Consider the following 23,480-nt stretch of genomic DNA (forward strand, 5'->3'; position numbering starts at 1 on the left):
CCAACTTCAGTTTGACCGCCAGAAGAGGATCGTTCCGCAATGTCCATGCCTGCCTTGTTCAAGGGGCGCCTGTCGATCCCCGTGATCGGTTCGCCGCTCTTCATCATCTCGGTGCCCGATCTCGTGATCGCGCAGTGCAAGGCGGGTGTGGTCGGCTCGTTCCCGTCGCTGAACGCGCGGCCGCCGGAACTGCTCGACGAGTGGCTGGCGCGGATCACCGAGGAGCTCGCGGCCTACGACCGCGCCCATCCCGACAAGCCGTCGGCGCCGTTCGCGGTCAACCAGATCGTGCACAAGTCGAACAACCGGCTCGACCACGACATGCAGCTCTGCGCCAAGTACAAGGTGCCGATGATCATCTCCTCGCTCGGCGCGCGCGAGGAACTGAACCAGGCGGTGCACGGCTGGGGCGGCATCGTCTTCCACGACGTGATCAACCAGAAATTCGCCCACAAGGCGATCGAGAAGGGCGCCGACGGCCTGATCCTGGTCGCGGCCGGCGCCGGCGGTCATGCCGGCACGATCTCGCCGCTCGCCTTCGTTGCCGAGACACGCAAGTGGTTCGACGGTCCGATCGCGCTGTCGGGCGCCATCGGCAACGGCAAGGCGATCCGCGCCGCGCGCATCCTCGGCGCCGACTTCGCCTATATCGGCTCGGCCTTCATCGCCACCAAGGAAGCCAACGCGGTCGAGAAGTACAAGGAGATGATCGCGGGCTCGACGGCCGACGATATCGTCTATTCCAACCTCTTCACCGGCGTGCACGGCAATTACCTGAAGCCGTCGATCCTCGCCGCCGGCATGGATCCGGAGAACCTGCCGACCTCCGATCCCTCCAAGATGAATTTCGGCACCGACGCCTCCGGTGAGCGCGCCAAGCCGAAGGCCTGGAAGGAGATCTGGGGCTCGGGCCAGGGCATCGGCAGCATCGAGGGCGTCGTCCCCGCTGCCGAGCTGATTGCGCGCTTCAAGAAGGAATATGACGAGGCGATCGATCCGCCGTTGTGATCGGTCTCGTGTCCCGGACGCGCTGCAGCGTGCAACGCTGCTGCGCAGAGCCGGGACCCATCGCCGCAGCACATGGACCCCGGCTCAGCAGCGCACCGCAATAGCGTCAAAGACGCGCGTAAACGCGCTGATGGCGCTGCGCTGCGTCCGGGGAACGCCAGACGAGACATCGAGCAAGATATGACTGCCATCTACCGCGTCGACGGCAACAGCGTCGTCACCAGCCCCAATGCCGCCGGGCCATGGGATCGGCGCATGCAGCACGGCTCGGCGCCGTCGGCGCTGGTGACGTGGGCGGCGGAGCGCATTCCGACGCCGGTGCCGATGAACATCGCGCGCGTTACCATCGACCTGATGCGCCCGGTGCCCGTTGCGCCGCTCACGATCGAGACGGAGGTGCTGCGCGAGGGCCGCAAGATCCAGCTCTGCGAGGTCAGGCTGCTCGCCGACGGCGTGCAGGTCGTCGGTGCCACCGTGCTCAAGATCAAGCAGCAGGCGCAGCCTCTGCCCGATGACGTCAGGGATCTGCCGGTCACGCTGCCATCGCCCGAGGACTCGCTGGTCGAGGACGGCCACGGCGCGACCAGTCCGTTCGCGGGCATGGTCTCGATGCGCGCCGCACGCGGCCGCTTCGGCCAGGCCGGCGCCGGTGCAATCTGGTTTCGCCTCGATCATCCGCTGGTCGAAGGCGAAGCGGTTTCGCAGGCGATGCGCGCTGTGGTCGCCGCTGATTTCTCCAACGGCACCGCCTCGATGCTCGACTTCCGCACCTGGACCTACATCAACGCCGATCTCACCGTGAGCCTCGCGCGCCCGCCGGTCGGCGACTGGATTTTGCTCGACGGTGAATCCTGGATCGGACCTGATGGTGCGGGGCTCGCGATGTCGCGGCTCGCCGATCGGCAGGGCTACTTTGGCCGCGCGGTGCAGAGCCTGGTGATCGAGAAGCGGTGAGCGTGACGTCAAACGCCGTGATCGCGCATTGGGCGATTGAACGGCAGGCTTCCGCCGCCGCGGAAGGGATGCTTGGCCGTGTTCGACGTGGCATCCTGCCAGTTCATATTCCGTAGAAGATCTTGATCTCCCACAGCACCACGACGATAGCCGTGATCAGCGTGATCGCGGCGACTGCACTTTCCAGGGAAGCGACTCTCATTTCTTACTCCGCTTCCCAGCCCCGTCAGCGGGTCTAGTTGATTCCCTGATTCGCCCGCAATCGGTCGGCCGCCGTGAACGTGCACTCCGCCGCGGGTTGTGGTGCCGGAGCCACAATGGCTCCGTAAAATCCCGGGGTTTTACCCCACCATCCGGTCTCGACCGCTCCAGAAGCCCGCTCGCAATACCTTTTTGTCGACCTTGCCGACGCCGGTCATCGGCAGCTGCTTGACGAACTGGATCTGCTTGGGCGCATGGGCCGAGCCCTTCCGCGACCGCACCATGTTGATCAGCTCGTCCGGATCGGGCTTTGCGCCCTCGCGCGGCACGACGACAGCGGTGACGGCTTCGCCCCATTTCTCGTCGGGAACGCCGACGACCGCGACCATCGCGACATCGGCATGCTGCGACAGCACGTCCTCGACCTCGCGCGGAAAGATGTTGAAACCGCCGGTGACGATCATGTCCTTCTTGCGGTCGAGGATGAACATGTAGCCGCGCTCGTCCTTGCGTGCGATGTCGCCGGTGTGCACCCAGCCGTTCTTCAGCGTCTCGGCGGTGATGTCGGCCCGCTTCCAGTATTCCGCCATCACGTGCGGGGCGCGCACGCAGATCTCCCCGGCCTCGCCCGTCTTCACCTCCTGGTCGTTGTCGTCGAGAATCTTGACCTCGCAGGCCGCGATCGGGAAGCCGCAGGACAGGAACAGCTCCGGCGTCTTGGGATCGTGATCGGCCTTGCGCAGCACCGAGACCGGATAGCATTCGGTCTGGCCGTAGAGCTGCGAGAACACCGGGCCGATGCGCTCGATACCTTCGATCAGCCGGCTCGGCGACATCGCCGACGCCCCGTAGAGCACGAGCTCGAGCGAGGAGAGGTCGGTCTTGCTCAGCGCGGGATGATCGAGCAGCACGTAGATCATGGTCGGCACGAACAGCGTGAAGTTGATGCGCTCGCGCGCGATCGTCGCCAGCACGGCCTCGGGATCAAAACCCTTCAGCATGTGCACGGTGCCGCCACGCATCAGCGTCGGCAGCACCTTCGTGCCCGCGACGTGGCTGATCGGGGCCACCGTGAGATAGCGCGCGGCCTCGGGGATCTCGAAGTCGGCGAGGATCGCGGCGGCGGCCCCGGCGTTCTCGCGGTGATAGCGCAGCGCGCCCTTGGACTTGCCGGTCGTGCCGCCGGTGTAGTTCAGCGTGGAGAGATCGTCGAGGCCCGCGAGGCATAGCGGGCTGGCGTGGCCTTCGATCTCGATGGCCTGCAGCAGATCGACGCCATAATCCGCCGGTCCCATGGTGAAGACCGCCTTGAGCATGCTTGCTTTCGCCGCGAGTTCGCCACCACGCTCGCGGTACGCGGCGGCATCGACCACCAGCACTTCGGCTTCGGAGTCCTCAAGCTGAAAGAGCTGGTCGCTCTGCGATCCCAGCGGGTGCAGCCAGGTGATGCAGCACCGCGACAATTGCGCGGCGACACCGGCGCACCAGGTGTCGGCGCGGTTCGCGGTGAGGAAGGCGACGCGCGCGCCGGGCTGCAGGCCAAGCCGCATGAACACGCCCTGGATTCGTCCAATCAGGTCGATGGTGCCCTGATAGCTCAGCGATCCGCCGGGCCAGGCGAACGCGGTACGATCGGGATAGCGCGCCAGCGCCCGTAGCGTCTGCGCGCAAGTCGGGGACGATGCGTGGAGCGGATCGGACATATGTTCCCTCGCTGCTTTTTTGTCGGCGTTTTGCGTGCCAATGTTTGCCGCAACGCTAGCACAGGGAATGCGGGATGGAACGACAAAGCCCGCGCGAGGGAGGCATGCGTGAGTTCAGATCGACTGCAACGTTTCGCTGATCGTCTCGCTTTGCCGCTGATCGCTGCGCCGATGTTTCTGGTGTCGGGCGTCGAGCTCATGGTCGCTTCCTGCCGGAGCGGCGTGATCGGCAGCTTCCCCACCGCGAATTGCCGCAACACGGAACAACTCGACGAGTGGCTCACTGACATCAGCGCGCGGCTGCGGCAGCACGAGGATCAGACCGGCCGGAGGGCGGCGCCGCTCTGCCCGAACCTGATCGTGCACCGCTCCAATGCGCGGCTCCCGCAGGATCTCGCCTTGCTGCTGCGGCAGAGACCGGAGATCGTCATCACCTCGGTCGGCTCGCCCGCGCCAGTGTTGAAGCCGCTGCATGACGCTGGCGCGCTGGTGCTGGCGGACGTCGCCTCGATCCGCCACGCCGAACGCGCAGCCGAAGCAGGTGCCGATGGGCTCGTGCTGCTCACCGCGGGCGCGGGCGGGCAGACCGGCTGGCTTAACCCGTTCGCCTTCGTTCGTGCGGTGCGCGCGTTCTACGATGGCATCATCGTGCTTGCGGGTGGCATCAGCGATGGCCGTGCGCTGCGCGCCGCGGAAGTGCTCGGCTGCGATCTCGGCTACATGGGCACGAAGTTCATCGCGACGCGCGAGAGCATGGCGGATGACCACTACAAGCGGATGCTGGTCGAGAGCAGCGCCGACGACATCCTGCTGACCACCGCGTTCACCGGGCTTCAGACCAGCATGCTGAAGCCGTCGATCGTCGCTGCGGGTCTCGATCCCGATGACCTGCCGGCGCGCGGGGCGATCGACATCGCCAAGGACATCGACGTCGCCGCGCGCGAGAACCGGCCCAAGCGCTGGCGCGATATCTGGAGCGGCGGGCATTCGACATCGGGCGTGACCGACGTGATGCCGGTCGAGGATCTCGTGGCCCGGACGGCTGCCGAGTACCGCGACGCCGGCGGCGCGTTAACGTTCCGCGCTGGCCAGCACGGTTAATCCCGCATGGCTCCGACAGCCCGCATTTAACGGCAGATTAACCAAGCCCCGCCAAGAATCCCCTCACGGCCGCCAATCAGGACCGAGAGGGACAGGCGATGGACTTCGATTTTCTCAACAGCAAGACAGCCGCAACGCTGGACGAAATTCGCGTCCGCGTCGCCCACGCGCTGGCCCGCCACCCGCTGTGCCGCAATGTGCGCTTCGACATCGTCAGCGTCCCCCGTACCCGCCGGGGCGGCAACTGGACGGTCACGCTGCAATCGGTCGAGCCGCGGGCGGTCTGGGAGGCCTCCGAGATCGTCGCCGACATCCAGGACGCCTACGATCTGGCCGCAGCCGCCTGATTTCCTTGGCTTTTTCGGGGCGTGTCGCTGCAGGCACAGCGATTGTCGCAACGAAGGCACACTCAAGCCTTATTTCGCGCCCTTTTTCCGGGCAACGCTAACAAACTCGTGAAGCCGGCACTTCCGGAGAGACGTTTGTCCAGAGCCATCACCATCGTCGTCCTGACCTGCTTCCTCGTCCTCGGTGCGGCCACCACCGCCATTCTCGGCCGCGACAGCGTACCCAGCGTCAGTGCCGAGATGATCACGCAGGCTCCGCCGAAGCAGCTTTCGACCAACCGCGCCGCCAAGGCCGACCGTCTGGTTCCGACGCTGGCGCTGGCCTCGGCCGCAATCGAGCCGGTGCAGGTGTCCGCCGACAAGCTCGCGCAGGCGCCGGTCCTGACCGAGCCGTTGCGCCAGGCCTTTGCCGCCGCCACGCCGTCCGATTTCCCGATGTCCAAGGCCAACGCGCATGAGGCGCCCGCCGCCGGGGCAGTTCCTGCCGTCGAGGTCCCGGCCAAGCCGAAGGTCGTCGCCAAGCCGCAGCCGCAAAAATCCTATTCGCTGCTGTCCGACGTTCAGATCTCGGGCATCAAGGATCGCCTGAAGCTGTCGTCGTCGCAGGAATATTACTGGCCCTCGGTCGAGACCGCGCTGCGCAACGTCGCCCGCAAGATCCAGGCGAACAAGCTGTCCAATCCGAACGCGCCGCCCGGCTCGCAGATCGATCCGAATTGCGACGAGGTGCAGGAGTTGAAGTCGGCCGCGATGCCGCTGTTGTTCCAGCTGCGTGACGACCAGAAGGAAGAAGTGCGCAAGCTCGCCCGCCTGATCGGGCTCGAGAAGGTCGCGCAGCAGATCTGAGGCGCGGTTCCCGCCGACATCAGGAACATCCGGCAATCCTCACGCGTTGCCCGCCCCAAACAGGGAGTGGGCTCATGCGCGCCTCGACAGCCTATTTCGTCGGTGCCGGAACGATCGTCGCCGCCATCGCCATTGGTCTCGGCGGCGGCATCGTCGCCGGCAATATCATGAATCCGATCGCGCCCAAGCAGGGGCCGGATACAAGCAAGATGGCGCAGCGCGCTGAAACCGCTGCGACACCGGCGACGACGAATGCGCCGTCCGAGCGCGTCCAATATCTCACCGGCACGCAGGCTTTCGGCGCGGTCATTGCGGTCCCCGCGCAGGCGCAGGACGAAGCCAAAGCTGACATCAAGCCTGCGATGAAGCCCGAGACGCAGGCCACGCAGGCGAACGCTGAATCGCCGGCGCCGCCGCCGTCGCAAGCGGCGGCCGTCGAGCCGCCCAAGCCGGCATCGGCTTCGCCGCTGCAAGCCGCAAAACCTGGCGAGCAGCAGACATCGACCGAGCCGTCCGCGTCCCCCGATAACGCCTACGCCAAGGCCAGGGATTCCGACGTGAAGCGTGCTGCGTCAGAGCGGCGCCGGGTGGAGCGTCGCGAGCGCTGGGCCGATCGCCATCGTTACGATTCGCGCGAGCAACGCGGTACGCGCGACCGCACCGACTGGGACGACGTCGCCCGCAATGTTCGCGAAGATTCAGATTCACGCGATGTTGCGAACCGTCCGCGCAGCGGCTTCCCACGAATGATGCTGTTCGGTCCCGACGACGATTGACGTGCCGGCGCGCCCAGCGGCTTGCTGAGCGCGCGATCTTCTTTCCGGAAAGTATCAACCGCCGTGCGACTCGACGACCTTGCGGCAGGGATCCGAGAGCTTCGACTTGTTCTCGCGCAGGCACGCGTTCATCTGCGGCGGCTTGCCGATATGCTCGGCGCAGAGTTTGCTGGCGTCGCTGCGGCAGGCCATCTGCTCCTGCGGAGTCGGGCCGGATTGCGCCGCGGCAGGAAGGACGGCGGCGGCGAGCAGCAGCGCGGCAAGAACTGAAGTCTTCATAAAGCACCTCTCTGGAATCGTGATTGGCCCCGCTTGGGATCGGGCGGGCCGGACCATCTCGCAGAGGCCTGCGGGCGGTCCATGCCATGTTCATGGCATCGGCGTGAGCTCCCCACGGCTGCACCCCCATCTTCATGGCATGTATCGGCGCGCCGTCTTTTGCCATTCAGGCTGCACGTCGGCTGCGAAACCCGGTGATTGCACCGGGACGCCGAACGGGAAGCAGGAGAGCAAGATGTCGATGAAAGTGGGAGCGCTGAGCGCCGGGCTGACGATCATGGTGCTGGCGGGTGCGGCGATGGTGTCGCTGGGCACGAGCCCGGCGCAGGCTGTGGTTTATTGCAAGACGGTCGGCGTGCCCAAGGGCTGCGTGGTGCGGCCGACGGCGGCGGTGGTGGTTGCGCCCGGCGCGCCGGTGGCTGCAGCCGCCGTCGCCACGCCCGGCGTCGGTGCGCCCGGTGTCGGCGTTCGCGCGGGAACGCCGATGAACCGCGGCGGTCCGGTCAACCGCGTCGGTGTGCGCTGACGATCTCGTTCGATTGAGTTGATTGCATCGTTTCGGGCAAAGGAGCCGTGCGGACGACCCCCCCGTCCTCCGCAGGCAGATCATCCAGCCCGTTCCCTCTCTCCGCGCGTCCCACCCGCTCGGGGAGGGGGCTTTTCAGCCCGCAGCCGCGTCGCTGTCGAGGAAAATCCGCGGCAATTGCAGCCGCACCCGCGTGCCCGAGGCATCCGAGCTCAGATCGAGCGTCGCGCCGCAACGCGCCGCGCGGCTTCTCATGTTGCGCAGGCCTCGTGCGGTGTGCCTCGCGCCGACGGCTTCGCCGTGGCCGGGCGGTAAAAAACCGCAACCATCGTCGATCACGCTGATCACGCCGTACGGTCCCTGGCTTCCGTCGAGCGTCTCGATCGTGACGGCGATGTTGTGGGCCTGGGCGTGCTTGACTGCATTGGTCACGGCCTCGTCGAGGATGCGCACGATCTGGATCACGTGCCATGGCCGCAATTCCGGATGCAGCGGCAGGCCTTGCGGCGTCGCCACGCGCCAGTCGAGCGCGATCTCGTGCGGCCGCAATTGAGCGGTCGCGCGCTCGCGCCAGGAGCCGAGCGCGAGCATGAGGTCGCCGCCGATGTCGTCCATGGAGTCGATGACGAGGCGGAGATCCTTCAGCGCTGCGCGGGCCGCATCCGTGATGGTCGCACCCTCATGGCCGCGCTCGGACAGCGCGACGATGCTGACGAGCTGGCCGCCGAGGCCGTCATGGAGGTCGCGCATCAGCCGTGTGCGCTCGTTGGCGAGGGCTGCGGCGCGGGCGCGCTCCTCCTCGCGGGCGAAGCTCGCCTTCAGCCGCTCCTCGGCCTCGCGCACGCGGGTCACCAATTGCCCGGCAAAGCTGTCGACCTGGTTCAGCGCGCGGGCAAAGCGCCAGGTCAGCCCGGCGCCGATCGCGACCAGCATCGCCGAATAGGACAGGCGCGAGACGAAGATGCGCTCGTTGGTCACGATCTCGAACACCGACAGCATGTCGTGGACCCAGCACGTCAGCACGATGGTCACCGCGCAGCCGATCGTGAAGCTGGCGGCGTCCTGCCGCCGCACCACCGCGGTTGCGGTCACGCAGGCCATCAGGAACAGGCAGATCCCGACCGTGGGGATGCCGAGCACGAGAAACAGGATGCGCGGCAGCGGCGGGCCGGCGATCAGCCCGACCGCGAACACGATGAGGCCCGGCACGAACAGCAGCATGCCGTAACGCGGCCAGCGCCAGCCGAAGAACAGCACGCCGAAGGTGACGATCAACGCGCTCTCGGTCGGCGCAGAGGCGAGCAGCACCGCGGCGAGCCGCGATACGGTGGCCGGCGGTACCGGCGGCGGCATGAATGCCTGGACCACGCCGAGCACCATCGCCACGGCCAGCACGCCATAGACCGGCTCGCGGCGCCGCATCAGCCACATGATCGCGAGGATGACGGCGAGGATCGACTGCCAGGCGGAGAACGCCACCTGCAGCGTGACGAACAGCAGCGTGCGTGTCTCGTAGGACGGGCGCAAGGCCGCATCCGGTCCGACATAGACGGTGTCGAGAAAGCCCTTCAGCGGTCCCCACACGAACAGCCGCACCGTGATCTCGTTGCTGCCGTCATGCAGCAGCGAAGAGGAGATGACGGCGATCTGCGGCGTGTTGCGGTCGGGCCGGTTGGCATTGGCATCGCGGCGGGAGTCGAGCACGACGACGCCGTTGACGGCGACCTCCACCGCATTGCTGAAGCGCGGCAGGTAGACCGACCAGCCCGATGCCGCATCGCCGCTTCGGAAGGTGAAGGCGCCGGTATAGAGCGGCGGATCCGCCAGCGAATAGCGTGAAGAAGTGAAGTGCGGCAGCGTCACCGCGCGCGTCACGCCATCCTCGCGCAGCGAAAATCCGCTCAGCGCAAAGTCTTCGGGATCGCTGGGCTGGAGCAGCCGCAGCCCGAGGATGGTGGCGATCACGATCAGCGCTTGCAGCAGCAGATAGGGTACGAGGCGCGACACGATCAGCCGGCGCCGTGGGCGTGTGGGGGCCTTCGCCGCGATCTCGCTCACAGCTTGATCAGGCCCTGCTGCACCGCCTCGAACACCGCCTCGCTGCGCGTGTGCACCTCGAGCTTGCGATAGATGTTCTTGATGTGGCCGGGCACGGTCTGCTTCGACAGGCCAAGATGGCTCGCGATCTCGGCGTAGCTGAAGCCTTTTGCGATGCCCCAGAGGATGTCGATCTCGCGCGGGGTGAGTCTTGCGGTGTTGAGCGCGGGGCCCGGCGGCGGCTCCGCCGTGCTCTGCGCGGTCCCCTGCGTCCTGCGCACGATGAAGCGGGCGATCGAGGCCGAGATCGGCGAATGGCCGGCGACCAGGTCGCGCACAGTGGTGGCGATGTCGGTCGGGAAGGCGTCCTTGAGCAGATAGCCGGTGGCGCCGACAGTGATCGCCGAGATCACGCTCTCCTCGTCGCCGAGCGCCGAGATCACCATGATCTCTGTGTCGGGAAAGCGCTGCCTCATCTCGCGGATCAGTTCGATGCCGTGGCCGTCGGGAAGCCTGAGATCGGTGAGCAGCACGCGCGGGGCCGCCTCGCCCAGCGCCGAGCGGGCCTCTGCCAGGGTGCCGGCGCTGCGGACCTCGTAGCCCGCCTTGACCAGCGCGTCCTGGAGCCGCCAGCAGGTCGGCGCGTCGTCCTCGACGAGGAGGATGGTGATGGCCTCACCCGTCTCGCCCTGTTCGCTCATGTTCATCGTCCCGCACCGCGTGTCCCCCGCGGCGCGAGGCCAAGTTTAGCCGCAGCGCGGATGCCGTGACACCCATAATCATGGGGCTCGACAGCCCGGTGGCTCCTCTATTGGGCAGACACGGTCTGCGCCGGCTTTTCAGGCGGCTGCGACGGCACCGGAAGCCGCTGCACCTTAATCCGCGCCGTGCCGCTGTTGTTGTCGTAGAATTTTTCGGTCCGCCCCTGGAAGGGAGCGAGCCACCGCGGAATCAAACCGCTGGGCAGCACGGTCGGAAAGATCTGGACGGCGTCGTTGACGTAGAAGAACAGCTCGCCGGAATCGGGGGCGACGAACTCGGCCACCACATGGCCGGTCAGATGCTGTCCCTTCCACACCTCACCGGCGGCCGGCAGGTCTTCGGTCGGAATCGGCTGAAAATCGCCGAGCGCTTCCAGTTTCGCGCTGCGCGGATCCTTGTCACCGAGCTCTTCCTCGACGCGGACCCAATATCTGTGCTTGGAGCTCTTATCCAGATCGTCCTCGGCTGGAAGTGTCGGGTTCTTCCGGCGCGGCAGCACGTCTGCCGGCTCGACATTGACGGCCGTGAGCGGGATGTCGTTCATCCCCTTGGAACCGACCCGCACCACCGGCTCGAACCAGTCGGCGCCATAGAGCCGGCGCATCGGCAGGAAGATGTAACGCGCCAGGTCCGTCTGGAAGCCGTTCACGCCGGTCATGATGGTGCGGTCGAACCAGGGCTCGTCGATGTCGAGCCAGACGCGATATTTGCGGCCCTTCTCGACGGCGAGACCGCTCCACCAGCAGAAGTCCCGGGTTTCGAACGCGGTGCCGGCAGTCAACGGCTCGTCGAGGACCGGCTTGCCGCGTTCGGCGTGCGTGCCGCTGGCGTCCTTGATCTCAGGCGGCGCGCAGACCCTGCCGAGCGCGACGCGGCCGGTGAAGGTGCTGGTGGATGCGATCAGCAAGGCCGAGCTGAAAATGATGAACAGGAAGCCGATCGGCATGAGCCGTCTGGCGAACAGGTTGCGGGCCCCTCCGGCGTTGTGCCGCATCCAGTTGGCGAAGGAGAGCGCGCCGCTGGACGTTGCGATGTGTTTACGGCTTGCCTTGCGGCGCGGCGTGTTCCAGGCGAGCCGCGCGCGCTCCTGGATATTGTCGCGCAGTGCGGAGTTCTTGTTCCAGACCCAGAGCGTGACCAGCAGCACGGCCGATGCCAGCACCGGGTAATAGGTCGCAATGTCGAGCCACGGCGCCGCATAGGACGGCAACAGGTTTCTCAGGATATTGGTGAGCGGCGCCACGACCGCGCCGAGTAGCCAGTCGGCGTCGGTGACGAGCTTCAAGAACCAGGTGTCCCGGAGGCCGTTGTCCTCGGACGAGCCGACCAGGCCGCGGGCGATCCACGGAAAGACCGCGATCAAGGCGACCATGAACAGCAGCGAGAAATACGCCACGCGGCGCCACCACACCGTGTCGCGCGTCAGGCTCGACATAGCCGGATCGGGCGTGCTCATCGTGGTGAAGGCTTTGGCCTCCAGCATGCGTCGCGGACCCGTCGCCTTTGCCAGATAGGCGACCTTCAGCACCTCACGGAAGGCCGCTTCCTCACGCTTCTTCTCTTCCTCGTCCTCTTTTTCCGATTGCAGCGGCAGCAGCGTTCCTTCCGGCAGCACCGTTCCGTCCGGAAGCGTCGTTTCGGCCGGCAGCAGCACGAGGCAGTCTGCTGGAAGCATGATCGGCGCGTAGTCGTCGCAGCCGAACAGCATGCGCTCGATGACGGCGAAGTGCACGACAGGCCGGCCGCCGTTCTCTTCGCCGATCAAAATCGGGCGCGGCCCGTAGCGGTACAGCACCGCCGCGCCGCTGCGCGAATCGTGCCGCGGTCCGATCGCCGACTGATATTCCCTAAAATGCTCGATCTCGCCGTTCTGGAAGCGGAGCTTGTCGCCGAGCTGCTCGACCATCCAGACCAGCGGAACGAAGGACAACGTGGATTCCGGGTAGCCGCCGCCGATGTCGGAATGGACGCCCGCGAACCATACTTCCTTGACGACCTGGCCGTCGGCCAGGTGGCTCTGGTCGATCCGGAGCGGATGGAACGTCGTGCGCTCGTCATCCAGCGCGAGCGCGTGACAGGCCTGCCTGACCTTGTGCGACAGCCGGTGATTGCGGAACGAGATCGGCCAGATCGCCCAGTCGATGGCGAGGCGGAGCTCCTCGACCGGGACGCCGAACGCCTCGACGGTGTCGAACAGTCCGAGGAATTCGATCTCGACGTCCTTGCGCACGCCCATCCTGCTGCGCACGTCGGCATAGGAACGGTGTCCACAGATCCCGTGATAAATGAAGAGCAGGAGGTCGCGGATCCAGCGGGTGACCCAGATCGTCGGGAGGCTCTTGGTCCAGGGCACGGTGGCCCGGCGATATTCGCGCCAGGCCGCCTTGACGTTGCGCTCCATCTCCGCATGCGACACGGGGGTGTCGTCGATCACGGCAGGCACGAGACCCTGGCTGGAGATCATCGCCGCCAGCGTGCGCGCGGTGAAGGCGCCGCGGCTGAAGCCGAAGATGTAGATCTCGTCGCCCTCGCGCCAGTTCCAGCACAGAAAGCGGTAGAGCTTGCGGACGTTGGAGGGAACGCCGATGCCGGTGGCGCCGTCGAGCGCGGCGAGCGGCGCCCAGCCGGCGGTGCCGACGCCCTTGATGTAATGCGCGATCTGATCGGGCTCGGTATGATCGAGCGCCTCATAGAGACGCCAGACGCTGGATTCCTGGGTGGTGAACGCATTGCCCGTGCCGTCGGCGAACAGCACCAGCTTGCGCCTCGGCGCCGGTGCGCCGGGTGCATTCGTCGCGACCCCTGGATCATCGTGCGTGTGGTTCGGCCTTGCAGGACCACCGTGCAGCGCCTCATCCTGGTGCGTCATGGACCCCTCCGAAGATTCAGGTGGGATGCTTTCGTGCGGCATCCTTGAAATTCATCCGTGATCTCATCGTGAAGCAGTATTTCACAGCCGCGTCTCCCCGGCCGTCTATGAACTCCGCCACAATCGGCAAAAGAAAAGCCCGGGTAAGCCGGGCTTTGAGTCCTGTTTGCGAAGCGGCCGCTATTGCGAAGCGGCCGCCCGGGGCCCGCTGTTACCTAAAATGTTTCGACCCGCGGCGGCGGATAGCGCCGCGCCAGCGCCGACAGCGGCAGATGCCGCTCGCCCTCCGGCAGCTCCAGGAAGGCCAGCACCTGCGGCCGCTTCCAGTCACCGACGCCGAAATCCATCGCCGTCCATTTCTGTGGCTCGGGGCCTTCGAGGCCCCGGACCCAGACGAAATAGCGGGGGAAGTCGTCGGCCTCGCTGTCCGTCGTGCGTTTCCTGGCCATCAAAACTGCTCACTGGATCGATACGCGCTGCTGCATATAGGTATTGGTTCGGCGAAGTCGAACTTCCCCAGTCGCCGGTCCTGTAAGGGCTGGATCGGTTGGTTAATGCGCGGGCCTGAAGATATGAACGCAGCCACGATCGATAGCTGGGGTGACGCCTCGGACATTACGAAAAAGCTGATCGGATCGTGGTCCCTCAACCGGATCATCGAAGGTCAGGCAACGATGCTGGGTACCGCGATCTTCGTACCGCCGGACAGCCGGTGGTTGGCCTATCGCGAGCAGGGATATTTGACGCCTGCGAACGGCACCACGATGCAGGCCGAACGCGAATACCTCTTCAGCAGCAGCGACGACGGATTCAAGGTGTTCTTCGGGGAAGATCCGCCGCGGCTGTTTCACGAGATTCGATTGTCCGTATCGTCCGGAGGGGAGCTGAGCGGACATGCGCACCATCTCTGCAAGCGCGACGAGTATCGCTCGACCTACACCTTCCTGCCGGATGGAACGTTCGTCATCCGTCATGTGGCGTCAGGCCCGGGCAAGGACTACGCGATGAACACGACCTACACGCGTCTCCCCTGATCGAGCCGCCGCGATGGCCGTTGCTGCAGGATATAGGTATTGGTTCGGCGAAGTCGAACGCCTTGCGGCAGGGGCGGCCAGGATATGACCTTCAAGACAGTGACGGAATCGATCCGGATCGCCGCGGAGCCCGGACGTGTGTGGGCCGCGATCACCGATCCCCAGGCAGGCGACAGATGGCGCAACGCTCACTTCAAGACGGATTGGCGCGTCGGTGAACCTTTCGAGATCGAGGCTGTCATCGGCGCGGCGCGTTACCGCGACAAAGGCCGCGTCCTTGCGATCGAGCCACCATCCTTGCTGCGCTACGCCTATTGGTCGCGCGTCTCCGGGCTGCCGGACGTCCCTCAATCCTGGTCGACGATCACGATGACGCTCGAGGCCGAGGCCGGGGAGACGATCCTGACAGTCGAGCAGCAGGTGCCGCCGTCACCTCCGCGCTCCGGGCGGGGCTGGGAGATCGGCGAGGAGTCCGGTTGGAAGCACGCAGCCTTCTACTGGCGCAGCGCGCTCGCGATGTTGAAGCGGGCCGTGGAAGGTTAGCGCGGGCGCCGGCGAGGTCGCGCTACTGCCAGAGCCTGCTCTCTGCCACGCGATTAATGTCGGCGAGCCGGCGGTCGGCGTCGGCGCTCAGATCGATGCTCGCGACCAGCGTCAGCAGGCGATGATAGGCGCCGTCGGCGATTTCGACCGGCAGCGGAGCCTCGTCAAAGGCCTCGACATAGCTGCCGACGAGGCCGCTCAACAGGCGGCACAGGCCGCGCTGGGCGGGATCGTCCCGGCCGAGCGTCTCGAGCTTTTGCTGGAATGTCCGGAAGGTGCGCAAACCGTGGTGCTGTTCGGAAAGCCACGTATGCAGGTCGTTCATGTGAGCTCCTTCGAGTTACGGAAGAAGCTACCGGTTTATACAGGCGGGATGTGACGATTGGAAGGGGAGGAGGAGCCGGCTTTGCTGAGGCAGTCCGCCTTCGCCAAGGCTTCGGCGGGACAGCCTTCGCTGCTCTTCGCCTCGATGGTGCGAACCTTGGCTCGCCCAGCCGTAGCTGCGAAGCAGCGAAGGCTGGTGCCCCTGGCCGGAATCGAACCAGCACTCCTTGCGGAACTCGATTTTGAGTCGAGCGCGTCTACCAGTTCCGCCACAGGGGCCCTCGGTCGGCCCCCCAAAGCGGGCGTCGCGAAGCCGGCGGACTATAGCCATGGGCAAGGCGGGGTCAACCCGCGCCAAAGTGATCCCGGCCGTTCTCGACAGCCGCATGGGCCGGGGTTAGAGCCTTGGAAAGCGACCCATCGAAAAGAGGCTGCCGTGACGACCCAGAGTGCCGCAATACCTGCATTCAAACCGGCGGCCACCGGCCCGGCTCTGACCGCCTCGCTCGCGGTGACACTGATTGCGGCGGCCACGATCGCGGGCGCCTGGTTCTTCCAGCTCGTGCTGGAGATCCTGCCCTGTCCGCTCTGCCTGGAGCAGCGCTACGCCTATTACCTCGCGATCCCGCTCGGCGCGCTGACGGTGCTTGCTGCGCGGAGCGGCGCACCACGGCCGCTGCTGCTCGCGGGGCTCGCGATCCTCGCCCTGGTGACGCTCGCCAATGCCGGCCTCGGCACCTACCATTCCGGCGTCGAATGGGGGTTCTGGAAGGGACCGACCGACTGCTCCGGTCCCGTCGTCAATCTCGGCAGCGCCGCCGATCTGCTGTCGAAGCTCGATACCGTGAAGGTGGTCCGCTGCGACGAGGTGCAGTGGCGCTTCCTCGGCCTTTCGCTCGCCGGCTACAACGTGCTGATCTCGCTGCTGATGGCCGCGATCGCCGCGTGGGGATTCATGCGGACGGCGAAGCGCTAGGCACCCTACGAGAGCGGCGCTCGCCACCTAAGCAGCGCCCCGTCAATCATCCACATCGTCCTGCGTGCGCCCGAACAGGTGCACGATGCCCGGTGTCGCGATCGTCACGAACACGAAGCGCGACAGATGATGCGCGCCGACGAAGATCGGGTCGATGTGCAGCGTCAGGGCCAGCGCCAGCATCGCATCCATCGCGCCCGGTGCGAAGGCGACGACGACGTCGGAGAACTTCACCTGCGTGGTGAGCGCGACGATGCCGACGAAGATCGCGGAGACGGCGATCGCGACCGCGAACGAGCCGAGCGCCGCGTTGATGTGGCCGGCGAGCGTCTTGATCCGCATCCGCGCAAAGCGGCTGCCGATCAGCGCGCCGATGCCGATCAGCGCCACGCCGCGCACCCAGTTCGGCAGACCGCCCTCGACCCAGCCTGCGCCATGCAGCACGCTGGAGGCGATCATCGCGCCGAACATCCAGCTCGCCGGAAACTTGATCAGCCGCAGCAGCAGCGCCGCAGCCAGCGAGGCCGCGACCAGCTCGACGAGGTCGAGCGGCGAGGCGATCGCCGTCGCCAGCGTCGGCGCGGCGGACGGCGCGACGCCCGCGATGGCGAGAACCATCGGCAGGGCGGCGGTGAGGATGATCACGCGCATGGTCTGCACCACCGCGATGCCCGGCAAATCGGCGCCACGCTCGACCGCCAGGATCGTGATCTGGGACAGCGCGCCGGGACTGCCGGCGAGGAAGGCCGAGGTGCGGTCCCAGCCATGGATGCGCTGGAGGTAATAGCTCGAGCCGAAGGTCGAGCAGAAGGTGGCGAGCGCGAGCAGCCCGATGGTGAGCGGATAGGCGCCGACCTGTTGCAGCAGATGGCGCGAGACGACCGAGCCCAGCGAGATACCGAGCAGCACCAGCACGGTCTGGGTCAGGATCGGCGGGAGCGTCAACTGGCGGCCGGCGATCGCGGCGATGCCGACCGCGATCATCGAGCCGGAAATCAATCCGCCGGGAAGGCCCGCGACGAGAAACACGAGGCCGCCGGCAGTGCCGATGACGAGTGTCTCCACCGTGCTCAAGATCTTGGCACGGCTTGGCCATTCGAACGGCAGGGAGGCGGTGATTTGCTTCACGCCACCTTATCGCAAATCAGCAAGAGGCGCACAATTGCAGCCAAGTCATGCCGCAATGCGCGCGCCCCTCACGGATGAGCGTGAGCCGTATTGTGACGGATTTACTTCTTGTCGGCCGCGGGAGCAGTAGTGCCGGCCTTCGCGGTCTTGATGCATTCGGAGCGGAATTTCTTGCGCTCCTTGCCGTGCAGGCCCTTGGCGTCCGCCTGCTTGGAGCATTCGAGCGACTCGGCCGAGTGCTCCTTCGGGGCCTTCTTGTCGGCGGTGGCCGCAGCATCGGTCTTGGCGTCAGCCTTGGCGGCGGGCGCCGCGGTCTGCGCGAACGCGGTGCCGGTGGCGAGCAGGGAGGCGAGAGCGACGGCGGCGAGGCGAGAGGCGAGGATCATGGTGTTGCACTCTGTCTTGGGAGAATTTGCGAAGGGCTCGGAACGTCGGCTCGCCTTGCTGAACGCGACATGAATAATCTGAACGGCGCGATCACTATATTTTGGCGGCCGGAGCCATCGCTTCCTTGTCGCAAGCCGGCAGCACGCTAGGATAGCAATCCTCGGTTCACTTCCCCCAAGGGCAAGACCAAGGGGAAGACCAAGGAGGAGACAGGGATGACCATTCAGGCAAAATTGTTGTGTGCGGTTGCGGTGTCGGGATTGGCCGCGCTGGTGGCGAGCGCGCCGGCGCAAGCGCTGACCTCGCAGGAGTGCAGCGCGAAATACCAGGCCGCCAAGAAGGACGGCTCGCTCGGCACCATGAAGTGGAATGACTTCCGCAAGGCCCAGTGCGGTGCGGATGCAACGCCTGCCGCGGCACCGGCTGCCGCTGCTCCGGCCGCGCCCGCGGCTCCCGCCGAGCCCAAGCAGGCGAAGAAGGAAGCGGCCCCCGCCGCCGCGCCGACCCTGCCGGCCGGCCCCGCGGTCTATCCGAACGCGGTCGATCCGAAATACGCCAAGGAGACCGCCGGCAAGGCGCGCCTCCACACCTGCGTCGACCAGTACAATGCCAACAAGGCCACCAACGGCAATGGCGGCATGAAGTGGATCGAGAAGGGCGGCGGCTACTACAGCGAATGCAACAAGAAGCTGAAGGGCGCCGCCTGAGCTTCGAGATGATGCGATGGCCGGAGCAACGCTCCGGCCATTTTGCTTTAGTCCAACAGCTTCTCGGCCGACTTTGCCACGAGCTGTGATCGCTTGCGCGGGCCGCGCTCGACGAACAGCAGGCTCTGGCCGAAGATGAAGCAGTAGAACAGGAAGGCCTGCGCCTCGGCCTCCTCGGCCTCGAGGCCGGTCGCGCGATAGAGTTCGGCGACATGCTTGAGCCGTGCCGCGTCCACGCTCGCCACGGCAGCTGCCGCGCGCTCGTCCGAGCGGGCCCATTGCCGGATCGCCAGCTCGATCGCCATGCCTTCCGGATTCAGCCGCTCGGAATAAAGCTGGATGACGGCCTTGAGGCGCTCGCGCGGCTCCTGCCCGTCGAGGCTGGTCTGCTGCGCGATCGATGCCGCGCGTCCCTCGCGCCAGCGTTCCAGCATGGCCGCGAGCAGCGCGGCGCGGTCGGCGAAGCGGCGGTAGAAGCCGCCCTTGGTGACGCCGAGATTCTTGGCGAGGACCTCGACCCGCACCCCCTCGACGCCTGCGCGGGCGAGCTCGGTAAACCCTGCCTCGACCCAGACATCGCCCTTGCCGTCGCTCATGAAGGAAGCCTCACCGGTTCTTGATACGGTGCCGTATTGCTAACGCGTCTGACGCCTGATACGCTACCGTATCAAGATCAAAAGACGGGCGAGGGCAGGGAATGGCGATGGAGCAGCAGGCGACCTATCGCGGCACGGTCTATCCGTGGCAGTGCGATCACGTCGGCCACATGAACATCATGTGGTATGTCGGCAAATTCGACGAAGCCAACTGGAATCTGTTCGCCCGCCTCGGGCTGACGCCGGGCTATTTGCGCGCCTCCGGCCGCGGCATGGCCGCCGTGCAGCAGAACATCACCTATAAGCGCGAGCTGCTCGCCGGCGACATCGTCGAGGTCACGAGCCATCTGCTCGAGCTCCGCGAGAAATCGATCCGCTTCCGGCACGACATGATTAATGCCGAGACCGGCGAGCTCGCCGCGTTCTGCGAGATCACCGGCGTGCACATGGACCGCAAGCTGCGCAAGTCGGCGCCGTTCGAGGATGCGATCCGCCGGATCGGTTTGGCGCATCTCGCCGAGCCGGCCGAGGCCTGAGCCATGACTGCGTTCGAGCCGAAAAACCCGGGCTATCGCGCGGCCGCCATCTCAATGTTCGACCGCCAGCCCGCGATGCACACGCTCGGTATCGTGATCGTCCGCCTGGCGCCTGGTGAGGTCGAGCTCGCCATGCTGCATTCGCCTGCGCTCACGCAGCAGAACGGCTTTGTCCATGCCGGCATCATCACGGCCGGGCTCGACAATGCCTGTGGTGTCGCAGCTTTCACCCTGATGCCGTCCGAGGCCGATATCCTCACCGTCGAATTCAAGACCACGCTGCTCGCGCCCGCTCGCGGCGAGCGCTTTGTCTTCAAGGCGGAGGTGGTCAAGCCGGGTCGGACGCTTACCTTCTGCGAGGCGAGGGCCTTTGCCGAGCACGACGGGAAGACCACGCTGATCGCGACCATGACCGGCACGCTGATGGCGATGCTGCCACGCGAGGCGCCGCGCGCGCCAGTTGCGAACCGCGCATAGCCCGGCGATGACATCGCGCCCGTAACGCCCTATATGAGCCGTAACAATGTCCGGTTCCGATCCGTATTTTGCGGTGATGGGACCGAAACGGGACGAGATATGGCTGGATTCAGGACTAAGGCCCTTGGGCCGACGCGCCGCGCGGCGTTGACGTTGATCGGGGCGGGCGCCTTCGCGGCTGGCGGCATCAACTGGGCGCGCGCGGCCAGCAGCGATGACGAAGTGCTCACCGAGGCCAAGGTGCTGCGTGATCCCGACGTTCCCGTTGCCGGCAATCCCGACGGCAACATCAGCATCATCGAATGGTCCGACTACAATTGCCCCTATTGCCGCAAGCTCGAGCCCGAGCTGCGCCAGGTCGTCCAGGACGACGGCAAGGTCAGGCTGGTGATGAAGGACTGGCCGATCCTGGGCCCGGTGTCGGTCACGGCGGCGCGGACCGCGCTCGCAGCGAAATACCAGGACAAGTACCATCAGGCCCATGACGCCATGATGGGCGTCAGCTCGCGCCTGACCGAGCCGCGCATCAACGAACTGCTCGCGGCGGCCGGCGTCGACATGGACCGCCTCAAGAGCGACCTCACAGCGCACGGCAAGGACATCGATGCGCTCCTCAAGCGCAACAACGAGCAGGCCGAAGCCTTCGGCTTCCGCGGCACCCCGTCGTTCATCGTCGGCAAGTATCGCGTGCCGGGCGTGCTCAGCATGGCCGAGTTCGAGCAGGTCATCGCCGATGCCCGCAAGGCCAAGATGAACTGAGCCGCCATATCGATCGCGGCCAATACAAAGGCGCCGCCGCGGATCCGCGACGGCGCCTCGTTCATGTCTGGCGGGTCGAAATTACTTCGACGAGATCCGGACCCAGTCCTTGTGGGCGCGATCACGCAACGCATCCCAGTCGGCCTTGGCGACGTCCCAGTTCACGATGGTGCGATTGTTGGTCGCGACCTCGCCATTGGCGACGGATGAGGTCTGCATGGAGTCATAGACATAGACGCCGCCCGCAAGCAGCAGCGCGCCCAAAATCATTCCGAAAAAAGTCTGCATGTCGAACCTCCGGTGTCGCGCCGATAACGTCGGCACGGCGTGATGGTTCCGCGGCGATGCGGCGCATCTAAGGAGAGGTCGTTCATTCTCCGTTCAGCCACCCAAGCAGCTCCGCGTTGATTTCGCGCGGATAGGTGTGGCTGAGATCATCGATCTCGCGATAGGTGACGTTGGCGCCGGCGGCCGAAAGCGTTGCCTGCGTCTGGCGCGCAGTCTGCACCGGAAACATCCAGTCGAGCTTGCCGTGGGTGATGAAGATGGGCAGGCCGTTGAGGCGCTCGGCATCAGCCATCTCGGCCATCAGCGGATGGAAGGTCGCCGACACCGGTGCGAGATGCGTGAAGGGCGAAGCGCCGTCGAGGCCGGTGACATAGCTGAAGGTGCCGCCGTCGCTCATGCCGGTCAGCAGCATGCGCGAGGCATCGATGCTCCAGCGGTTGCGGACGGCCTCGAGGATGCGCATGAGGTTCGGCGTGTCGGCATCGTCCCCCATCAGCGCCCAGGTCGAGCCGGTCGCGGTCGGCGCTACCAGGATCGCGCCGAGACTGCGCGCATCGCGCAGCCAGCTCCACAGGAAGCCACGGCCGTTGCCGCTGCCGCCATGCAACGCCATCACCAGCGGCATGGCGCGATCGGGCCTGTAATATTCGGGGACATAGACCGAGAAGCCGCCGCGGCTTCCGGGCTCGTTGTGATCGTGGAAGATGCCGGTATCTTCGCTCGCGCCTGTCTCCAGCCGGGCCAGCAGTTCCTCGTTCTCGCGATTGGCATTGTTGAGGAAGAAGCTGCTCACCGGCGGAAACTGCACCGCCAGCGGATAAAGTGCCTCCTGTGCGCGCGGAAGGTGACGCAGTGCGCGGAAGACGGCGACGAGGTCGCCGTTGCCGCGCTCGACCTCGCGAATGCCGGCGAAGGCGGCGAGCGTCTCGTTGCAGGCCGCATCGAGCCGGCTACGCAAGCCGGCGAATTGTTCGGGCCATTCGCCGATCGCTGCCCGTGCGGCCTGAAGCGTCTCGTCCGGCGCGCCGATGGCGTTCATCACGGTGGCAAAGGCCGGCGGATGCAAATGCCGCTGGAAGTAACCGAGCGCCTCCAGCGCGCTCAGCAGCGGCGGCAGCACGGTCACGATGTCGTCAACGACGGCCTCGGTCATCGCCGCTTCCTCACTTGAATTCGGTGATGTCAGTGCAGCTTCGGCGCCTTGAGCAGCTTGAAGCGGTCGGTCGAGGTCACCGTGACGTCGAAAGTGACGCCTTCATGATGCACGGTCAGCGGCACGTCGACGCCGGCGTCGCCGAGCGCCCACATCTTCTTGTAGAAGGAGGTCTGGCTCGTCACCTTCTCGCCGTCCACCGCAAGGATGACGTCGCCGGTCTTCAGCTCCGCGCGCGCGGCCGGCCCGTTGGCGGAGATCCCGATCACGACCACGCGGTTGTCGATTTCGGTCGAGAAGAGACCGAGCCAGGGACGCGACGGCTTGTTGACGCGACCGAACTTGCGCAGATCGTCGAGGATCGGCTTCAAGAGGTCGATCGGCACGATCATGTTGACGTGCTCGGCCTTGCCGTCGCGCTCACGCTCGAGCTGCAGCGAACCGATGCCGATCAACTCGCCGTGCTCGTTCAGCAGCGCGGTGCCGCCCCAGTTCGGATGCGCAGGATAGGTGAAGATTGCCTCGTCCAGCAGATATTCCCAATAGCCGGCGAATTCCTGCTTCGCCACGATCTGGCTCGCCACCGAGCGCGTGCGGCCGCCGGCGCCGCCGACCACGACGCGGTCGCCGATCCCCGTGTCCGCCGAATTGCCGAGCGGCAGGGGCTCGATGTCGAGCTGACCGAGCGCCTGCACGAGACCGAAGCCGGTTACGGAATCGAAGCCGAGCGCATGTCCTTCGACGACGCGCCCGTCGGCAAGGTGCAGCCACACCGATTCAGCCTCGGTGATGAGATAGCCAATCGTCAGCACCAGCCCGCGGTCGATCACGACGCCGTTGCCGGCGCGTTCGGTGCCCAGCGTCTCGGCACTGAATGCGTCCGGCGGGATGATGGCGTGCAGGCCGACGACGGAGGCGAGCGCGCGGTCGAGATCGAAACCATAGTCGCTCGCACGCGGCTGATTGGCCGGCGGCACTCTCCATTCGGTCAGGGCGGGCATGGAGTTCTCCTGGCTGAGTGCATGGCTCCGCCGTGACTAGCGGAACGAGGTGCGAAGCACAGATAATTTAGGCTGGAGCAGGCCGTCTTGAAAGCCTCGTTTCCGAACTATTCGGCAGAAGGCCGTGTGAATTCTTTGAAAGGCGCAGGAACGGCACGTGCA

27 protein-coding genes and 1 tRNA gene are annotated in these 23,480 nt (G+C 65.9%); 14 read left to right on the plus strand and 14 right to left on the minus strand.

The window, feature by feature from the left end:
• The first annotated feature begins 39 nt into the window (after nt 1–39).
• A complete protein-coding gene (locus VGR99_RS02715; RefSeq protein WP_084806387.1) occupies nt 40–1,008 on the plus strand; it encodes an NAD(P)H-dependent flavin oxidoreductase in 969 nt (322 codons plus the stop codon).
• A 180-nt stretch (nt 1,009–1,188) separates the two neighbouring features.
• Nucleotides 1,189–1,962, plus strand: a complete 774-nt coding sequence (locus VGR99_RS02720) for a thioesterase family protein (RefSeq protein WP_326896762.1) — start codon at nt 1,189–1,191, stop codon at nt 1,960–1,962.
• Between the two features lie 341 nt (nt 1,963–2,303).
• Here the strand turns inward: VGR99_RS02720 and VGR99_RS02725 are convergent, their stop codons facing one another.
• The gene (locus VGR99_RS02725) at nt 2,304–3,866 is read right to left on the minus strand and encodes an AMP-binding protein (protein WP_326896763.1); all 1,563 of its coding nucleotides are present in this window, start codon (nt 3,864–3,866) and stop codon (nt 2,304–2,306) included.
• Nucleotides 3,867–3,974: 108 nt separating this feature from the next.
• On the opposite strand from VGR99_RS02725, the gene VGR99_RS02730 reads away from it, so the two are divergent.
• The 4 genes from VGR99_RS02730 (at nt 3,975) to VGR99_RS02745 (ending at nt 6,936) form a co-directional block, all read left to right on the plus strand.
• A complete protein-coding gene (locus VGR99_RS02730) occupies nt 3,975–4,967 on the plus strand; it encodes a nitronate monooxygenase (RefSeq protein ID WP_326896846.1) in 993 nt (330 codons plus the stop codon).
• A 98-nt stretch (nt 4,968–5,065) separates the two neighbouring features.
• The gene (locus tag VGR99_RS02735) at nt 5,066–5,314 is read left to right on the plus strand and encodes a hypothetical protein (protein ID WP_194479426.1); all 249 of its coding nucleotides are present in this window, start codon (nt 5,066–5,068) and stop codon (nt 5,312–5,314) included.
• Nucleotides 5,315–5,449: 135 nt separating this feature from the next.
• Nucleotides 5,450–6,160: a hypothetical protein gene (locus VGR99_RS02740; RefSeq protein WP_326896765.1), complete on the plus strand. Its 711-nt coding sequence runs from the start codon at nt 5,450–5,452 to the stop codon at nt 6,158–6,160.
• Between the two features lie 74 nt (nt 6,161–6,234).
• Entirely contained in the window at nt 6,235–6,936 is a 702-nt protein-coding gene (locus VGR99_RS02745) for a hypothetical protein (protein ID WP_326896766.1), read from the plus strand.
• A gap of 54 nt (nt 6,937–6,990) precedes the next feature.
• Here VGR99_RS02745 and VGR99_RS02750 read toward each other — a convergent pair whose 3' ends face one another.
• The gene (locus VGR99_RS02750; protein WP_326896767.1) at nt 6,991–7,215 is read right to left on the minus strand and encodes a cysteine rich repeat-containing protein; all 225 of its coding nucleotides are present in this window, start codon (nt 7,213–7,215) and stop codon (nt 6,991–6,993) included.
• Nucleotides 7,216–7,450: 235 nt separating this feature from the next.
• On the opposite strand from VGR99_RS02750, the gene VGR99_RS02755 reads away from it, so the two are divergent.
• Nucleotides 7,451–7,741 carry a hypothetical protein gene (locus VGR99_RS02755; protein WP_326896768.1) on the plus strand — a complete coding sequence of 97 codons (291 nt, stop codon included), beginning with the start codon at nt 7,451–7,453 and terminating at the stop codon, nt 7,739–7,741.
• A 135-nt stretch (nt 7,742–7,876) separates the two neighbouring features.
• Here the strand turns inward: VGR99_RS02755 and VGR99_RS02760 are convergent, their stop codons facing one another.
• The 4 genes from VGR99_RS02760 to VGR99_RS02775 form a co-directional block, all read right to left on the minus strand.
• Nucleotides 7,877–9,799, minus strand: a complete 1,923-nt coding sequence (locus VGR99_RS02760) for a sensor histidine kinase (protein ID WP_326896769.1) — start codon at nt 9,797–9,799, stop codon at nt 7,877–7,879.
• On the minus strand, nt 9,796–10,479 hold the full coding sequence (locus VGR99_RS02765) for a response regulator transcription factor (RefSeq protein ID WP_326896770.1): 684 nt from the start codon (nt 10,477–10,479) through the stop codon (nt 9,796–9,798). The genes VGR99_RS02760 and VGR99_RS02765 overlap by 4 nt, the downstream gene beginning before the upstream one ends.
• 107 nt (nt 10,480–10,586) lie before the next feature.
• Nucleotides 10,587–13,409, minus strand: coding sequence for a DUF2235 domain-containing protein (locus tag VGR99_RS02770; protein ID WP_326896771.1), 2,823 nt, complete (start codon nt 13,407–13,409; stop codon nt 10,587–10,589).
• A 215-nt stretch (nt 13,410–13,624) separates the two neighbouring features.
• Nucleotides 13,625–13,858 carry a hypothetical protein gene (locus VGR99_RS02775; protein ID WP_326896772.1) on the minus strand — a complete coding sequence of 78 codons (234 nt, stop codon included), beginning with the start codon at nt 13,856–13,858 and terminating at the stop codon, nt 13,625–13,627.
• Between the two features lie 105 nt (nt 13,859–13,963).
• Between VGR99_RS02775 and VGR99_RS02780 the strand changes: the two genes are divergently transcribed.
• Together VGR99_RS02780 and VGR99_RS02785 are read left to right on the plus strand one after the other, a co-directional pair.
• Nucleotides 13,964–14,443 (plus strand): DUF6314 family protein, encoded by a 480-nt coding sequence (locus VGR99_RS02780; RefSeq protein ID WP_326896773.1) that lies wholly within the window; start codon nt 13,964–13,966, stop codon nt 14,441–14,443.
• 84 nt (nt 14,444–14,527) lie between these two features.
• Entirely contained in the window at nt 14,528–14,986 is a 459-nt protein-coding gene (locus VGR99_RS02785) for an SRPBCC family protein (RefSeq protein WP_326896774.1), read from the plus strand.
• Nucleotides 14,987–15,008: 22 nt separating this feature from the next.
• On the opposite strand, the gene VGR99_RS02790 is transcribed toward VGR99_RS02785, so the two are convergent.
• Together VGR99_RS02790 and VGR99_RS02795 are read right to left on the minus strand one after the other, a co-directional pair.
• On the minus strand, nt 15,009–15,311 hold the full coding sequence (locus VGR99_RS02790; protein WP_326896775.1) for a hypothetical protein: 303 nt from the start codon (nt 15,309–15,311) through the stop codon (nt 15,009–15,011).
• A gap of 193 nt (nt 15,312–15,504) precedes the next feature.
• Nucleotides 15,505–15,589, minus strand: a tRNA-Leu gene (locus VGR99_RS02795).
• Between the two features lie 157 nt (nt 15,590–15,746).
• On the opposite strand from VGR99_RS02795, the gene VGR99_RS02800 reads away from it, so the two are divergent.
• The gene (locus VGR99_RS02800; RefSeq protein ID WP_326896776.1) at nt 15,747–16,286 is read left to right on the plus strand and encodes a disulfide bond formation protein B; all 540 of its coding nucleotides are present in this window, start codon (nt 15,747–15,749) and stop codon (nt 16,284–16,286) included.
• 42 nt (nt 16,287–16,328) lie between these two features.
• Here the strand turns inward: VGR99_RS02800 and VGR99_RS02805 are convergent, their stop codons facing one another.
• Both VGR99_RS02805 and VGR99_RS02810 read right to left on the minus strand, forming a co-directional pair.
• Nucleotides 16,329–17,414, minus strand: coding sequence for an AbrB family transcriptional regulator (locus VGR99_RS02805; protein WP_326896777.1), 1,086 nt, complete (start codon nt 17,412–17,414; stop codon nt 16,329–16,331).
• A 101-nt stretch (nt 17,415–17,515) separates the two neighbouring features.
• Nucleotides 17,516–17,800: a PsiF family protein gene (locus tag VGR99_RS02810; protein ID WP_326896778.1), complete on the minus strand. Its 285-nt coding sequence runs from the start codon at nt 17,798–17,800 to the stop codon at nt 17,516–17,518.
• A gap of 216 nt (nt 17,801–18,016) precedes the next feature.
• Between VGR99_RS02810 and VGR99_RS02815 the strand changes: the two genes are divergently transcribed.
• Entirely contained in the window at nt 18,017–18,508 is a 492-nt protein-coding gene (locus VGR99_RS02815) for a hypothetical protein (protein ID WP_326896779.1), read from the plus strand.
• Between the two features lie 47 nt (nt 18,509–18,555).
• Here the strand turns inward: VGR99_RS02815 and VGR99_RS02820 are convergent, their stop codons facing one another.
• Nucleotides 18,556–19,104, minus strand: coding sequence for a TetR/AcrR family transcriptional regulator (locus VGR99_RS02820; RefSeq protein ID WP_326896780.1), 549 nt, complete (start codon nt 19,102–19,104; stop codon nt 18,556–18,558).
• A 107-nt stretch (nt 19,105–19,211) separates the two neighbouring features.
• Here VGR99_RS02820 and VGR99_RS02825 point away from each other — a divergent pair, with 107 nt between their 5' ends.
• The 3 genes from VGR99_RS02825 to VGR99_RS02835 all read left to right on the plus strand — a co-directional run bounded on the left by VGR99_RS02825 (nt 19,212) and on the right by VGR99_RS02835 (nt 20,876).
• Nucleotides 19,212–19,640, plus strand: coding sequence for an acyl-CoA thioesterase (locus VGR99_RS02825; protein WP_326896847.1), 429 nt, complete (start codon nt 19,212–19,214; stop codon nt 19,638–19,640).
• Between the two features lie 3 nt (nt 19,641–19,643).
• Complete coding sequence (locus VGR99_RS02830; protein ID WP_326896781.1) at nt 19,644–20,117, plus strand: PaaI family thioesterase; 474 nt, start codon at nt 19,644–19,646, stop codon at nt 20,115–20,117.
• Nucleotides 20,118–20,216: 99 nt separating this feature from the next.
• Nucleotides 20,217–20,876, plus strand: a complete 660-nt coding sequence (locus VGR99_RS02835) for a DsbA family protein (protein ID WP_326896782.1) — start codon at nt 20,217–20,219, stop codon at nt 20,874–20,876.
• Nucleotides 20,877–20,957: 81 nt separating this feature from the next.
• On the opposite strand, the gene VGR99_RS02840 is transcribed toward VGR99_RS02835, so the two are convergent.
• The 3 genes from VGR99_RS02840 to VGR99_RS02850 all read right to left on the minus strand — a co-directional run bounded on the left by VGR99_RS02840 (nt 20,958) and on the right by VGR99_RS02850 (nt 23,318).
• Nucleotides 20,958–21,164 (minus strand): hypothetical protein, encoded by a 207-nt coding sequence (locus VGR99_RS02840; protein WP_326896783.1) that lies wholly within the window; start codon nt 21,162–21,164, stop codon nt 20,958–20,960.
• 82 nt (nt 21,165–21,246) lie between these two features.
• Complete coding sequence (locus VGR99_RS02845; protein WP_326896784.1) at nt 21,247–22,317, minus strand: phospholipase; 1,071 nt, start codon at nt 22,315–22,317, stop codon at nt 21,247–21,249.
• 29 nt (nt 22,318–22,346) lie between these two features.
• Complete coding sequence (locus VGR99_RS02850; RefSeq protein ID WP_326896785.1) at nt 22,347–23,318, minus strand: S1C family serine protease; 972 nt, start codon at nt 23,316–23,318, stop codon at nt 22,347–22,349.
• Nucleotides 23,319–23,480 lie beyond the last annotated feature (162 nt).

Origin of the sequence: Bradyrhizobium sp., assembly GCF_035935975.1 — a bacterium.
In the GTDB taxonomy this organism is placed as follows: domain Bacteria; phylum Pseudomonadota; class Alphaproteobacteria; order Rhizobiales; family Xanthobacteraceae; genus Bradyrhizobium.